This window comes from Aeromicrobium wangtongii (assembly GCF_024584515.1).
Taxonomy (GTDB): Bacteria; Actinomycetota; Actinomycetes; order Propionibacteriales; family Nocardioidaceae; genus Aeromicrobium; species Aeromicrobium wangtongii.
In genome coordinates, this window is sequence record NZ_CP102173.1 from 2,906,865 (window position 1) to 2,919,727 (window position 12,863).

A 12,863-nucleotide genomic window follows, 5' to 3' on the forward strand; every position below is an offset into this window, starting at 1 on the left:
ATGCCGGAGCGTCGCACGACGCCCGACACCGACCTGCCGGCGCTGCCGGCCAGCCGGTCACGACTCGTGACCGCGGTGTTCGTGGTGCTGCTCGTCGCCGCGGCCGTCCTGACGGTGTTCGCCGCCGGACGCGGACAGCTGGAAATTCCGGCCGGTGAGGTGTGGGGCTCGATCATGCACCGGCTGGGGCTGGACCTCGGGACGATGCCGACCCACCCGCAGGGCGACAACACGCTGTGGCAGGTGCGGTTCCCACGCATCGCCATGGCGCTGCTGGTGGGCGCAGCCCTCGCGGCGGCCGGGACGATGATGCAAGGCATCTTCGGCAACCCCCTGGCCGAGCCCAGCGTCGTGGGGGTGTCGACCGGTGCGGCCTTCGCGGCGGCTGTCGTCATCGTCTTCCAGATCCAGTTCCTCGGCAGCTGGACGGTGGCGCTGTTCGCCTTCGTCGGCGGCCTGGTGACGACCCTGGCGGTCTACTTCTTGTCGCGTGCCGACGGACGCACCGAGGTCGTGACGCTGGTGCTCACCGGCATCGCGGTCAACGCGGTGTGCAGCGCCGGCCTGGCGATGATGATCTTCCTCGGCGACACCGCCGCGCGCGAGCAGATCATCTTCTGGCAGCTCGGCAGCCTGAACGGCACCCGCTGGGACCACGTCTGGGTCGTCGCGCCCCTGGTGGTCCTGGGCATCGTCGGCACGATGCTCATGGCCCGCAAGCTCGACGTCCTGTCCCTGGGTGATCGTGCCGCGCGCCACGTCGGCATCGACGTCGAACGGCTGCGGCTCGTGGCGATCGTGCTGGTCGCCCTGCTGACCGCGGCCGCCGTGGCCTTCGCCGGCATCATCGCCTTCGTCGGCCTGGTCGTCCCCCACCTCATGCGGATGATCCTCGGACCGGGCCACCGCGTGCTCGTCCCGGCCAGCGCCCTGGCGGGAGCGGTGCTGCTGCTCGGTGCCGACCTGATCGCCCGCACCGCGATGGCCTACGCCGATCTGCCGATCGGCATGCTGACCTCGCTCGTCGGCGGTCCGTTCTTCTTCTGGCTGCTGCGACGCACGCGCAAGAGTGCCGGCGGATGGGCGTGAATGACATGACACTCCAGCTCACCGACGTCTCTGCCGAGCTCGGCGGACACCCCGTCCTGCACGACGTGACCCTCGAGGTCCGTCCCGGCGAGCTCGTCGCGCTCGTCGGCCCCAACGGCGCGGGCAAGACGACGCTGCTCAGCGTCATGGCCGGCGACATCACCCCCACCTCGGGCACCGCCTGCCTGGACGGGACGGAGCTGCGCCGCTGGAAGATCGCGGACCTGGCGCGCGAGCGGGCGGTGCTCCCGCAGGAGCAGCGGCTCGCCTTCGGCTTCCGCGTCGTCGACGTCGTCCGGATGGGACGCGCGCCGTGGGCGCGTCGCCCCGAGGAGGATCTGGACGACGTCATCGTGGCCGAGTCGATGCGACAGACCGATGTCGACGCCATGGCCGACCGCGCCTTCCCGACGCTGTCCGGCGGCGAGAAGGCCCGCACCTCGTTCGCGCGGGTCCTGGCCCAGCAGACCTCGCTGGTGCTGCTGGACGAGCCGACCGCCGCCCTGGACATCCGGCACTCCGAGCAGGTCCTGTCACGGGCCCGCCGGCTGGCCGCCGACGGTCATGCCGTCGTGGCGGTGCTGCACGACCTGACCGTCGCGGCCGCGCACGCCGACCGCATCTGCGTCCTGGCCGACGGGCGCCTGCGTGCCGACGGACCACCCGCGCAGGTGCTGACGCCCGAGCTCGTCGCGGAGGTCTACGGCCATCCCGTTGACGTCATCACCCATCAAGGACGCACGATTGTCCTGCCCCACCTCGTCCCCATCGATCAGGAGGCCTCATGCGCACCCGTGCACTAGGCACCGTCCTCGCCTCGGCCGTCGTCGCGACGGCCCTGCTGGCGCCCACCGCGGCCCACGCCGCCGGCAGCGTGTCCGTCCGCAACGAGCAGGGCAAGGCGGAGGCCGACACGACCTACTCGACCACGATCACGGTCACGGGGTCGGGCTTCCAGTCCGTCAAGAACGCCCACGGCGGAGTGTACGTCGCCTTCGGCACGGTCTCCGGCACGTGGCGGCCCAGTCAGGGCGGGGTCACCGGCAAGAACTACCGCTACGTCCCCGACACGGAGGCGAAGGGCAACAAGGGCTACCTGCGCTATGTCGCCTTCCCCGGCAGCGACACCGCGGCCAGCGCCAACGGAGGGACGCTCAAGAACGGCCGGTTCACGACGACGCTGACGATCCCCGGGCCGAAGTTCCAGACGTACGACCGCAACAACAACGTCACGACGGTCGACTGCCTGAAGGTGCGCTGCGGTGTCATCACCTTCGGCGCCCACGGCGTCAAGAACGCCAACAACGAGACGTTCACCCCGGTCAAGTTCACCAAGCTCTCCGGTGCCCAGGCGGTCACGGAGCCCGAGTCCCAGACCGAGGCGGAGTCCCAGACCCAGACCGAGCCCGAGAACGCCGAGGAGCCCTCGCCCGCCGCGGCCACGCTCGTCACCCCCGCGCCGCCGGCGAGCAGGAAGGCCACCGGGGCGATCACGATCGACCGCCGCACCGCGGTGCAGGGACGGGTGATGGCCTTCACCGCCGTCGGATTCGCGCCGGGCGAGCAGGTCATCGCCGTGCTCGACGACGGTGTCGCGGCGGTCGGCCCCATCGTCACCGGCGCCAATGGCGAGCTTGCGGCGGCCATCCAGGTGCCCGCCGGCACCTCGCCGGGCACGCACACCCTGCGTCTCACGGCCGCGGGCTCGGGCACCGAGCTCCAGCAGAACTTCCCGGTGGCGGCCGAGGAGGGACCGAGGTCCTCTTCCGCGACGAAGGGTGAGGACCAAGAGTGGTTGCCGTGGGCTGCTGCCGCTGCGGCTGCGGTCCTGTTCCTGCTGGCGGTGGCATTTGCCGTCGTCCGCACCCGCCGCCTTCGATCCGCGAACGGAGCCGATCATGCGAGCTGACCCTCGTCCCCTGGTCGCCGCCGTGCTGGCGGCGCTGCTGATGCTGGGCGCTCCGCTGTCGGCCCAGGGCGAGGAGGCTGCGCCGAGCGCGGCAACGCCGACGTCCGCCACCCCGGACCCGTCCCCGACCGCGACCCCGGATCCCACTCCCTCGCCCAGCCCGACTCCCTCGCCCAGCCCGACTCCCTCGGCGAGCCCGACGCCGAGCCCTTCGCCGACGCCGAGCCCTTCGCCGAGCCCGACGCCGACGCCGAGCCCGACGGTCGAGACACCGACCGGCACGACGCTCAAGGACGCCCAGCTGAGGTGGAGCCTGAACTCCCTGCTGCACCAAGCGCCGCACTTCGGAAAGAACTTCCTCACCGCGGGCCTGCTGGCCGACACCGAGGGCGGTGAGATGCCGTCGAGCCGGTGGAGGCAGTCCGAGGGCGCGGTCCGCATCGAGCGCGCCTCGGGCGGCTCGTACGTGCCGGCCACCTGGGAGGGCTTCGGCACCGGCGCCGACCACCAGGTCGTGATCAACGGCGGCACCGGGACGGTCGACGCCGCGGCGGGGTCGGCGCGCATCGCGTGGCGCGGCAGCTTCGGTGTCGCCCGGTACTCCGGCATGACCGGTTTCTCGGTCTCCGATCCGGTGCTGATCGTCCAGAACGGCACCGGACGGCTCGAGGGCACGATGAGCGGTTTCGGTGTGTCCCGCGACGGCAATGGCTCGGGCGGCGCCAGCGGCCCCCTCGCCAGCACCACCGTGGTGCTGGCCGAGCTCGGCAAGGTCGACCTGTCGAAGCCGGCCGGCCTGACCGCGACCCCGGTGTTCTACGGCGTCAAGGTGGCGCACACCGAGCAGCGCCAGGACCCCAAGAAGGGGTGGGGATCGTTTCCGGCCGACTTCATCAAGTTCGTCGACCAGGTCGGGCAGGCCCCGTTCTGGATGACCAGCGGCTCCGATGACGACCTCAAGCCCGGCTTGCCGGTCGCGATCAGCTTCGACGCCGCCGCCCCGCTCGCCGTCACCCCTCCCCCGGTGAAGAAGAAGACCAAGAAGCCGACGGTCTCCAACCCCACCAAGAAGGCTCCCGCCGGCGCTCCGGCCACGGGACCCTCCACCGGACCGTCGGCCGGGCTGCCGACGGGGCCGTCCGCTCCGCTGAGCTCGGCGAGCGTGCCCCCGTTCGTCCCGCTCAGCACTTCCGAGCTGTCCGCGCTGCCGGCGGCCGTCCCCGCCTCGGCGGCATACCGCAACTCAGCGTCGATGATGTCCGCGCCCACGGTGCTGACCGCCCCGGACGGCCGAGCCTCGGAGCTCGGCTGGTGGGTCGCCGTGACATTCCTGCTGATGGCCGCCGCTGCGGTCGCCGGTCCCACCCTGCTCATCCGACCGCGCGTCTCCTGACGTCGCCCCGCCTGAAAGCTCCCTCCCGCAGCGGCACTTCGCCGCGCCCCTTGAAAGGAAATCAATGAGCAACACCATCACCCGCCCGGGCACCCGACTGCGTCGGACCCTCGCCGGCGTCGCGACGACGGCTCTTGCCGCATCGACCCTCGCCCTGGTGCCCACCAGCGCCCAGGCCGCGAGCCAGGCGACCGTCGCCGTCAGCCAGACCTCCTTCGCCGCAGATGGCACGCAAACGGTCACGGTGACGGGCAGCGGCTTCGCCCTCGCGGACGCGACGGGCGTCCGGCCGCCTCTGGCCGGCAAGCCGGCAGGCGCCTACGTCGGAGTCGGCAAGTTCGCCGCCCAGTGGCGTCCGTCCGAGAATGCTGCCGCCGGCACGCGCAAGCTCGTCTCCGCCGACAAGGGTGGCCAGAAGTGGGCCGTCCCGGCCGACAGCATGGCCGCGATCGGTGGCGATGCGGCCGGCGCGATCGAGCTGAAGCCTGACGGCACCTTCTCCACGACGCTGACCGTGTCCAAGGCGGACATCGACAGCATCGCCGGCCTGGACGGCTCGCACGTCAACTACGGCATCTACACCTACGCGGGCAGCGGCGCCAAGGCGGCCGGCTACGAGACCTACACGCCGATCACGTTCACCGCAGCACCCCCGGCTGCCGCTCCGGCGAAGCCGTCGAAGGTCTCGGTCAAGCGCGGCTCGACCAAGAAGCCCACGACCAAGAAGACCGGCAAGACCTCGGTCACCGTCAAGGCGCGCAGCGGTGCGGTCGTGACCGGCGGCAAGGTCAAGGTCACCTTCAAGAGCAAGGGCAAGAAGACCAAGACCAAGACGGTCACGGTCAAGAACGGCAAGGCCAACGTCACGATCCCCAAGCTCGCGAAGGGCACGTGGAAGGTCTCGGTCAAGTACCTCGGCACGGCGCAGTTCACCAAGACCGGCACGCTCTCGCGCGGCTCGTTCACGGTCAAGAAGTAACCAGCAGCACCATGCGGACGGCGGGCCCCTCGGGGCCCGCCGTTCGTGCGTCCGGAGCCGTCAGGCGCCGAGGGCGCGCAGGACGAAGCGTTCGACCGCCTCGGCCGTGACCCGGCGGGTCGACAACGAGGAGTGCACCAGCGCCATCGTCGCGGTGACGTCCTCGACGGTGAACACGCCGGCGGCCACGCCGTCGTCGATGATCGTCCGCAGGACCGTCTCGACCGCGACGACGTGCTCGCGGATCTCGGCGATCGAGTCCCGCGAGAGCATCCCGTACAGCTCGGGACCGAAGCCGAAGTGGAACTCCTCGGAGGAGTCCATGTGCTCGCGGATGTAGATGCGCATCGCATCGGCCGGTCCGGTGGCGCGCTCGAGGGCCGAGCCCAGGCGGTCCAGGTAGCGATCGGTCTCCGCGCCGGCGAAGGCCACGACGACGGCGTCCTTGTCGGCGAAGTGGTTGTAGATCGCGGTGCGCCCGATACCGGCCTCGGAGGCCAGGTCCGCCATCGTCACGGTGTCGAACGAACGCTCGGCCAGCAATGATGAGAGGGCCTCGAACACGCGGCGACGGGTCTGCTCGCGGTGCTGCTCGAGCGAGCCGCCGATGATCTTGGGCATTGTCGTAATGTACGGCAGGTGACCACCACCGAACTCGCCCGCCAAGCCGCCGATGCTCTCCGCGAACGGACCGGCGGTGGTGACCATGACATCGCCCTCGTGATGGGCTCCGGCTGGCTGCCCGCCGCGGACGCCCTGGGCGTCCCCGATCACGAGGTGCCGCTGGCCGAGCTGCCCGGCTTCAGCGCCCCCGCGGTCGAGGGGCACGGCGGGACCGTGCGCTCCCTGACCATCGGCGACAAGCGGCTGCTCGTCTTCCTGGGCCGCACCCACTACTACGAGGGCAAGGGCGTCGCCGCCGTCGTGCACGGCGTGCGCACCGCCGCCGCCGCGGGCGTCAATACGCTGGTGCTGACCAATGGCTGCGGCGGGCTCAACCCCGCGTGGTCGCCCGGCACGCCGGTGCTGATCAGCGATCACATCAACATGACGGCGACGTCCCCGCTGGAGGGCGCCCACTTCGTCGACCTCACCGATCTGTACTCCAGCCGCCTGCGCGCACTGTGCAAGCAGGCCGATCCGAGCCTCGACGAGGGCGTGTACGTCCAGCTGCCCGGCCCCCACTACGAGACCCCCGCCGAGATCGGGATGGTCCGCGCGATCGGCGGTGACCTGGTCGGCATGTCGACGACGCTGGAGGCCATCGCGGCGCGCGCCGAGGGTCTGGAGGTGCTGGGTATCTCCCTGGTCACCAATGCCGCGGCCGGCATGACCGGTGAGCCGCTGAACCACGAGGAGGTGCTGGCCGCCGGACAGGCAGCCGCCACCCGCATGGGCGCACTGCTGGCGGACGTCCTGCCGCGCATGTGATCTCGGTGTGCGCGAAACTGTCCTCATGGACTTGATCGAGCGCGCCACCGACTGGCTGAGCCAGGATCCCGACCCCGCCACCCGCGAGGAGCTGCAGCAGCTCATCGACGCCGGCGACACCGATGCCCTCCAGGACCGCTTCGCCGAGCGGCTCCAGTTCGGCACGGCGGGCCTGCGCGGCGCGCTGGGGGCCGGGCCCAACCGGATGAACCGGGTCATCGTCGCGCAGGCCGCCGCCGGTCTCGCGGCGTACCTGCTCGAGCACGGGGACGACCCCAGCGTGGTCGTCGGCTACGACGCCCGGCACAACTCGGACGTCTTCGCGCGCGACACCGCCGAGATCATGCAGGGCGCGGGCGTGCGTGCCTTCCTGCTGCCGACCCACCTGCCGACGCCCGTGCTGGCCTTCGCGATCCGCCACCTGGGCTGCAGCGCCGGGGTCATGGTGACCGCCTCGCACAACCCGCCGCAGGACAACGGCTACAAGGTCTATCTCGAGGACTCCAGCCAGATCGTCCCGCCCGCCGATGCCGACATCTCCGCAGCGATCGACGCCGTCGGGCGGGTCGACGAGATGCCCCGCAGCGACGACTACGAGACGCTCGGGCCCGAGGTCGCCGAGGCGTACGTCGACGCCGTCGTCGCGCTCCCCCAGGACGGGCCGCGTGAGATCGTGGCGGTCTACACGCCGATGCACGGCGTCGGCCGCGACACGCTCGTCGAGGCGGTGTCGCGGGCCGGTTTCCCGCCGATGCACGTCGTGCGCGAGCAGGCCGACCCCGATCCGGACTTCCCGACCGTCGCCTTCCCGAACCCGGAGGAGCCCGGCGCGATGGACCTCGCGCTGAAGCTGTCGTCGCAGGTCGGCGCGGACCTCATCGTGGCCAACGACCCCGACGCCGACCGTTGCGCCGTGGGCGTCAAGGACGGCGAGTCGTACCGGATGCTGAGCGGCGACCAGGTCGGCGTGCTGCTGGCGGACTTCCTGCTGCGCCGCGGCATCGAGGGCACCTACGGATCCTCGATCGTGTCCTCGGACCTGCTCGGCCGCCAGGCCGCAGCCTTCGGTCAGCCGTGGGAGCAGACGCTCACCGGATTCAAGTGGCTCGGCAAGATCCCGACGCTCGTGTTCGGCTACGAGGAGGCGCTGGGCTACAGCGTCGCCCCCCACATCGCACGCGACAAGGACGGCGTCTCGGCGATCGTCACGGTGCTGGAGATGGCGGCGCAGCTCAAGGCCGAGGGGCGCACGCTGATCGACCGGCTCGACGACATCTACCGCGAGCACGGCCTGCACGGCACGAGCCAGCTGTCGGTGCGGGTCGACGACCTGACGATCATCAGCCGGGCGATGGACGTGCTGCGCACCTCCCCGCCGCAGTCCCTGGGCGGCCTGGACGTGACCTCGGTCGACGACCTCGCCGAGGGCTATCACGGCCTGCCGCCCACCGACGGGATCCGGCTGGGCCTGGACGGCGGGGCCCGCATCATCGCGCGTCCGTCCGGCACCGAGCCCAAGCTCAAGTGCTACATCGAGGTCGTCATCCCGGTCACCGGCTTCGTCGACGCCGCTCGGGAGACCGCCGACACCCAGATCGCCGCGATCAAGGCCGATCTGTCCGACGTCCTCGGGCTCTAGACGATGTCGGCTGCGGCCGGTCCCCGTCGCCCCTATGCGGTGGCAGCGGGGCTGGTCGTCGTGGCGGTGGCGCTCGGCGCGCTGTTCGGTGTCATCGTCGCGAGGGCCATCTCCGGCTACGACATCACCCGGCTCCCCGATCCGAGTGGGTCGACGGTGACCGTGGGCGACCGCTCGGTCGCGGTGTGGGTCTCACCGCGGGACGCCGCGGTGTCCTGCGACGCCACCGCGGACGGGACGTCCCGCAAGACGCTCACCAGCACCGGCAGGGGCCTGTCACTGTCCGACGGAGGGCGGACCTGGCGACGCGTCGGAGTCCTGTCCGGCGAACCGGGCACGACGTTCACCGTGTCGTGCAGCGGCGACGACCTCGCGGGCGTCGGCTACGCCGACAACCCCCGGCCGGTCCGGTACATCGTGCTCGGCGTCCTGCTGGCAGGAACCGCCGCGCTGCTGATGCTCAGCGCCTTCGTCCTGGCCCTGGTCACCGCCCTCCGCAGCAGGGCGGACCGACGATGAGGGTTTCAGGCAGCCATGGCTACCCGAAACCCTCAAGCCGTACGACAACACGGGCAATGGACCAGACTGGACGGAGACCGTACATCACTCGGCCTGTTCATAACCAAGAACGAAGGGCTGCCGTGGCGAACTCCCAGCCGGACCTGAGAGACGACCCCGTCGGCCTCGAACGGCCGCCATCGGCGCCGATCGACGTCGTCGGATGCCCCCGCAGCGCGGCCGACGGTCCCCTTGCGCATCGCCGGACGGCGGCACCCGTAGAGATCAAGAACACCCTGTCGTATACCAAATGAGCAAGGAAGATAAATGAGCCCTCTGGACCGTTTCCGTCTCGACGACCAAGTCGTCATCGTGACCGGCGCGAGCTCGGGGCTCGGCGTCGGCTTCGCTCGGGCCGTGGCCGGGGTGGGCGCGACGGTCGTCCTCGCAGCAAGGCGGGAGGACCGGCTTGCCGCCGTGGCGGCCGAGCTCCGCGATCAGGGGACCACCGTCCTGACCCACCGAACGGATGTCTCGGTGCTGGCCGACTGCGAGGAGCTGGCCGCCACCGCCGTGGGCGAGTTCGGTCGAATCGATGTCCTGATCAACAACGCCGGTATCGGACTTCCGGGAAGCGCCTTGCGCCAAGATCCTGCCGACTACGTACGCACCATCGACATCAATCTCAACGGGACTTACTGGATGTCACGCGCCTGCGCGCCTCACATGCCGGAGGGATCGTCAATCGTCAACATCGCCAGCGTCCTGGGGTTGAGCGCCTCGCGCTTTCCTCAGGCGGGATACAGCGCGAGCAAGGCCGGGATCGTGGGCCTGACGCGGGATCTGGCCCAGCAGTGGTCGAGACGCCGCGGCATCCGGGTCAACGCGTTGTGCCCTGGCTTCTTCGAGTCAGAGATCACCAGTTCCGAGGGCGCCGAGAACCTCGTCACAATGGTCGCCGACAACTCTGTGCTGGGCCGGTTCGGCCGCCAGGAGGAGCTTGACTCTGCGCTGCTGTTCCTCGCCAGCCCTGCGTCGTCCTACATGACGGGCGCATCGCTGGTGGTCGACGGCGGGCTCAGCTCGACGATCTGAGCCAGACCCGCCGTCGCCCTCCCGCCGGCCTACGAGGCGTTCAACCTCACCGGGAGCCGCTTCATCCCCCGGGTCAGGATCACCCGGTCCCATTCCAGTTCCTCGTCTGCGAGCTCCATCTCGGGGAACCGCTCCAGCAGTCTCGGCACCACCACCGTGCCCTCCAGCCGCGCCAGGGTCGCGCCCAGGCAGTAGTGGACGCCCACCCCGAACCCGAGGTGTCCCCCGCCCTTACGGGTGATGTCGAATCGATCCGGATCCTCGAACACGTCCGGATCCCGATTCGCGCCGGCCAGCATCACGAATACTCGGTCGCCGGCACGGATGGTCTTGTCACCCATCTCGATGTCCTCGGCCGCGATCCGAACCACCGACTTGGCGGGTCCGTCGAACCGCAGCATCTCCTCGATGGCCGCACCCGCCAAGGACGTATCGGCGCGCAACAGGTCTGCCTGATCAGGGTGCTCGATGAAGGCCAGCACACTGTTCGCGATCAGGTTCGTCGTCGTCTCGTGGCCGCCGAACAACAGATTCACGCAGATCGCGATGAGCTCGTCGTCCGTGAGTGACTCGTCACCATCTGTCGCCTGCACCAGCGCCGAGGCCAGATGGTCGTCCGGGGCCTCCCGTACGCGGTCCAGCAGAGATGAGATGTAGTTGACCAGCTCCATCATCCCCAGGCGTGCGCGACTGTGCCGCCCCGGATCGTCCAGGGCCCCGAACACGAGCGCTGAAATGTCGTCCGACCAGTCCTTGAACCGGTCTCGATCCTGAGCAGGTACCCCGAGCATCGAAGCGATCACGATGGCCGGCAACGGGAATGCCACCTCACGGATCAGGTCGATCACACCGTCCGAGGCGTCCGCCTGCACGCGCGCCGCGTCGACCAGGTCGTCGGCCACCCGCTCCACCTCGCCCCGCATCGAGGCAATGATCCGCGGGGAGAAGGCCTTGTGGACCAACCGGCGAAATCGGGTGTGCTCCGGCGGATCTCGAAACACCAGCCACCGGTCCAGCAGCTCGAAGGTCTCGATCAAGTCCAAGTCCGGCCGCGCCCGAGCCCGCTCACGAGCGATCACCGGCGCGATACGGTCCGATGAGAAGCGGGTGTCGGTCATGGCCACCGACACGTCCGCATGACGCGTGAGCACCCATGACCGGTACCGCGCATTCCAATACACCGGATCCGTTGCACGCAGGCCGCCGAGATACCCGTACGGATCGTTCACCGCGCTGGTCGACAACATCTCGTCGTCCATGTTGGTTGTCATCGCTCATTCCTCCCTGCGCGCCCGAAAAGGGCGACTACACAAGCATTTCCGTCGACTCCGGAGACGCCGCCGCCCATGGTCTCGACCAAGCCGACGCGGGCTTCGTCCACCTGACGAGTCCCAGCCTGACCACGCAGCTGCCAAACCACCTCCGCGACTTGCGCGACCCCAGTGGCGCCCAAGGGATGTCCGCGGGACAACAGGCCACCTGACGGGTTGACCGGCAGCTGACCGCCGAGGGCAGTCCTGCCGGACTGCGCATAGTGGCCAGCCATGCCCGGTGGGGCAAGACCGAGCGCCTCCGTCGTGGTGAGCTCGCCGATCGTGAACGCATCGTGCACCTCTGCCAGATCGACGTCACCGGGGCCCAAGGCGGCCTGTTCCATGGCCTCAGCGGCGGTGTCGCCGATCAGCCGGTACCCCCACACCTCTGAGCTCCTGTGGTCCCAGGGACCGCCCGCACGCTGCGCAGACGCGATCAGCTCGACGTCACGTGACGAGCCTGACGCGCTGAGCACCACAGCGGCCGCCCCGTCGGAGATCGGACTGCACTGCAGCAACGTCAACGGATCGGAGATCATCGGCGAGTCGAGCACCTGATCCACCGTGTACTCGCCTCGGTACTGGGCACGATCGTTGTGCATGGCGTGCCGGTGGTTCTTCACCGAGACCGATGCCATCTGCTCGCGGGTCACCCGCCCTTCGTGCAGCCAACGGCTCGCCTCCATCGCGTACAGGCTCGGCATGGCCAGCCCCGTTCGTCCCTCGACGTCTGTCTGCTGCGGGACGATGGGGCCTTTGAAGAGCGTGCTCATCTGCTCCAGACCGAGCACCAGCACGTTCTCGTACCGACCCTGACGGATCGCCACGGCAGCCTCGTGCATGGCCGAGGTCCCGCTGGCACACGCGTTCTCGACCGTGATGATCGGCAGGCCTGTGAGCGCGTACCCCTGCAGCGCCCTCATTGCGACCCCCGGCTCGCCAAAGACGCTGCCCACGAAGATCGCGTCCAGCGGCGGTCGGACACCTTTCTCGCGCTGCTGGTCCGCGAAGGCTTCGCCGATCGCCGTCCACGCGAGCTCAGCAGGTGACAGATCCGGCTGCTTGCCGAAGTGGGAGGTGCCCACCCCCGTGACGTAGACGGTCATGACATCACCTCCACGACCACGTCTCCATCCGCGGGCGCGACCAGACGTACCCGGGAAGCGACGGGCGGGGCGCTGGCGCCATTTCCCGCCACGTGGGCCAGGATCCTCGGGCCGTCGTCCAGATCGACGTAGGCAAGTGCGTATGGCGGGGTGCGGTTGCCGACCGCGATCCGTACCACGGTCGAGGCGTAGACCGTGCCTGATGGACCGAACTTGGCCGGCACCACCTCACCACCACACGCCGCGCAGACGGGGCGTTGCGTGGCCATCGGGTGGCCACAGGAACGGCACGCAGCCCCTAGCACGGCCGGCCCTTCGTGGGTGTCGACCTGGGGCCGAGGATCAGGCATGGGGGGCTCCTTGTGCATTGACGCTCGACCTGCGAGCACACACGAAAGTATCGTGGTTGGC

The 12,863-nt window shown here is 69.9% G+C and carries 13 protein-coding genes; 9 read left to right on the forward strand and 4 right to left on the reverse strand.

Features of this window, described 5'->3' with window-relative positions:
• The 5 genes from NQV15_RS14270 to NQV15_RS14290 all read left to right on the forward strand — a co-directional run bounded on the left by NQV15_RS14270 (position 1) and on the right by NQV15_RS14290 (position 5,370).
• Complete coding sequence (locus NQV15_RS14270) at positions 1-1,089, forward strand: FecCD family ABC transporter permease (RefSeq protein WP_255670166.1); 1,089 nt, start codon at positions 1-3, stop codon at positions 1,087-1,089.
• A 5-nt stretch (positions 1,090-1,094) separates the two neighbouring features.
• Positions 1,095-1,892 (forward strand): heme ABC transporter ATP-binding protein, encoded by a 798-nt coding sequence (locus tag NQV15_RS14275; RefSeq protein ID WP_232401244.1) that lies wholly within the window; start codon positions 1,095-1,097, stop codon positions 1,890-1,892.
• Complete coding sequence (locus NQV15_RS14280; protein WP_232401242.1) at positions 1,874-2,998, forward strand: hypothetical protein; 1,125 nt, start codon at positions 1,874-1,876, stop codon at positions 2,996-2,998. Before NQV15_RS14275 ends, NQV15_RS14280 begins: the two co-directional genes overlap by 19 nt.
• Positions 2,988-4,391, forward strand: a complete 1,404-nt coding sequence (locus NQV15_RS14285) for a hypothetical protein (protein WP_232401240.1) — start codon at positions 2,988-2,990, stop codon at positions 4,389-4,391. The genes NQV15_RS14280 and NQV15_RS14285 overlap by 11 nt, the downstream gene beginning before the upstream one ends.
• Positions 4,392-4,455: 64 nt before the next feature.
• Positions 4,456-5,370: a hypothetical protein gene (locus tag NQV15_RS14290; RefSeq protein WP_232401237.1), complete on the forward strand. Its 915-nt coding sequence runs from the start codon at positions 4,456-4,458 to the stop codon at positions 5,368-5,370.
• A 60-nt stretch (positions 5,371-5,430) separates the two neighbouring features.
• Here NQV15_RS14290 and NQV15_RS14295 read toward each other — a convergent pair whose 3' ends face one another.
• Entirely contained in the window at positions 5,431-5,991 is a 561-nt protein-coding gene (locus NQV15_RS14295) for a TetR/AcrR family transcriptional regulator (RefSeq protein ID WP_232401235.1), read from the reverse strand.
• An 18-nt stretch (positions 5,992-6,009) separates the two neighbouring features.
• Between NQV15_RS14295 and NQV15_RS14300 the strand changes: the two genes are divergently transcribed.
• From NQV15_RS14300 to NQV15_RS14315, 4 genes are all read left to right on the forward strand, one after another.
• The gene (locus tag NQV15_RS14300; RefSeq protein ID WP_232401234.1) at positions 6,010-6,801 is read left to right on the forward strand and encodes a purine-nucleoside phosphorylase; all 792 of its coding nucleotides are present in this window, start codon (positions 6,010-6,012) and stop codon (positions 6,799-6,801) included.
• A gap of 25 nt (positions 6,802-6,826) precedes the next feature.
• Complete coding sequence (locus NQV15_RS14305) at positions 6,827-8,440, forward strand: phospho-sugar mutase (protein WP_232401232.1); 1,614 nt, start codon at positions 6,827-6,829, stop codon at positions 8,438-8,440.
• 3 nt (positions 8,441-8,443) lie between these two features.
• Positions 8,444-8,959 carry a hypothetical protein gene (locus NQV15_RS14310; RefSeq protein WP_232401230.1) on the forward strand — a complete coding sequence of 172 codons (516 nt, stop codon included), beginning with the start codon at positions 8,444-8,446 and terminating at the stop codon, positions 8,957-8,959.
• 306 nt (positions 8,960-9,265) lie between these two features.
• Positions 9,266-10,033: an SDR family NAD(P)-dependent oxidoreductase gene (locus NQV15_RS14315; protein WP_232401229.1), complete on the forward strand. Its 768-nt coding sequence runs from the start codon at positions 9,266-9,268 to the stop codon at positions 10,031-10,033.
• A 29-nt stretch (positions 10,034-10,062) separates the two neighbouring features.
• On the opposite strand, the gene NQV15_RS14320 is transcribed toward NQV15_RS14315, so the two are convergent.
• From NQV15_RS14320 to NQV15_RS18240, 3 genes are read right to left on the reverse strand one after another with little or no spacing between them, the layout of a single operon-like run.
• Complete coding sequence (locus tag NQV15_RS14320) at positions 10,063-11,304, reverse strand: cytochrome P450 (protein ID WP_232401227.1); 1,242 nt, start codon at positions 11,302-11,304, stop codon at positions 10,063-10,065.
• Positions 11,301-12,452 carry a thiolase family protein gene (locus NQV15_RS14325; protein ID WP_232401226.1) on the reverse strand — a complete coding sequence of 384 codons (1,152 nt, stop codon included), beginning with the start codon at positions 12,450-12,452 and terminating at the stop codon, positions 11,301-11,303. Before NQV15_RS14325 ends, NQV15_RS14320 begins: the two co-directional genes overlap by 4 nt.
• A complete protein-coding gene (locus NQV15_RS18240) occupies positions 12,449-12,820 on the reverse strand; it encodes a Zn-ribbon domain-containing OB-fold protein (RefSeq protein ID WP_404801305.1) in 372 nt (123 codons plus the stop codon). The genes NQV15_RS14325 and NQV15_RS18240 overlap by 4 nt, the downstream gene beginning before the upstream one ends.
• Positions 12,821-12,863 lie beyond the last annotated feature (43 nt).

Coding starts and splice junctions, on each gene's coding strand:
- NQV15_RS14270 (WP_255670166.1), top strand. CDS start 1: ATGCCGGAGCGTCGCACGACGCCCGACACCGACCTGCCGGCGCTGCCG.
- NQV15_RS14275 (WP_232401244.1), top strand. CDS start 1,095: ATGACACTCCAGCTCACCGACGTCTCTGCCGAGCTCGGCGGACACCCC.
- NQV15_RS14280 (WP_232401242.1), top strand. CDS start 1,874: ATGCGCACCCGTGCACTAGGCACCGTCCTCGCCTCGGCCGTCGTCGCG.
- NQV15_RS14285 (WP_232401240.1), top strand. CDS start 2,988: ATGCGAGCTGACCCTCGTCCCCTGGTCGCCGCCGTGCTGGCGGCGCTG.
- NQV15_RS14290 (WP_232401237.1), top strand. CDS start 4,456: ATGAGCAACACCATCACCCGCCCGGGCACCCGACTGCGTCGGACCCTC.
- NQV15_RS14295 (WP_232401235.1), bottom strand. CDS start 5,991: ATGCCCAAGATCATCGGCGGCTCGCTCGAGCAGCACCGCGAGCAGACC.
- NQV15_RS14305 (WP_232401232.1), top strand. CDS start 6,827: ATGGACTTGATCGAGCGCGCCACCGACTGGCTGAGCCAGGATCCCGAC.
- NQV15_RS14310 (WP_232401230.1), top strand. CDS start 8,444: ATGTCGGCTGCGGCCGGTCCCCGTCGCCCCTATGCGGTGGCAGCGGGG.
- NQV15_RS14315 (WP_232401229.1), top strand. CDS start 9,266: ATGAGCCCTCTGGACCGTTTCCGTCTCGACGACCAAGTCGTCATCGTG.
- NQV15_RS14320 (WP_232401227.1), bottom strand. CDS start 11,304: ATGACAACCAACATGGACGACGAGATGTTGTCGACCAGCGCGGTGAAC.
- NQV15_RS14325 (WP_232401226.1), bottom strand. CDS start 12,452: ATGACCGTCTACGTCACGGGGGTGGGCACCTCCCACTTCGGCAAGCAG.
- NQV15_RS18240 (WP_404801305.1), bottom strand. CDS start 12,820: ATGCACAAGGAGCCCCCCATGCCTGATCCTCGGCCCCAGGTCGACACC.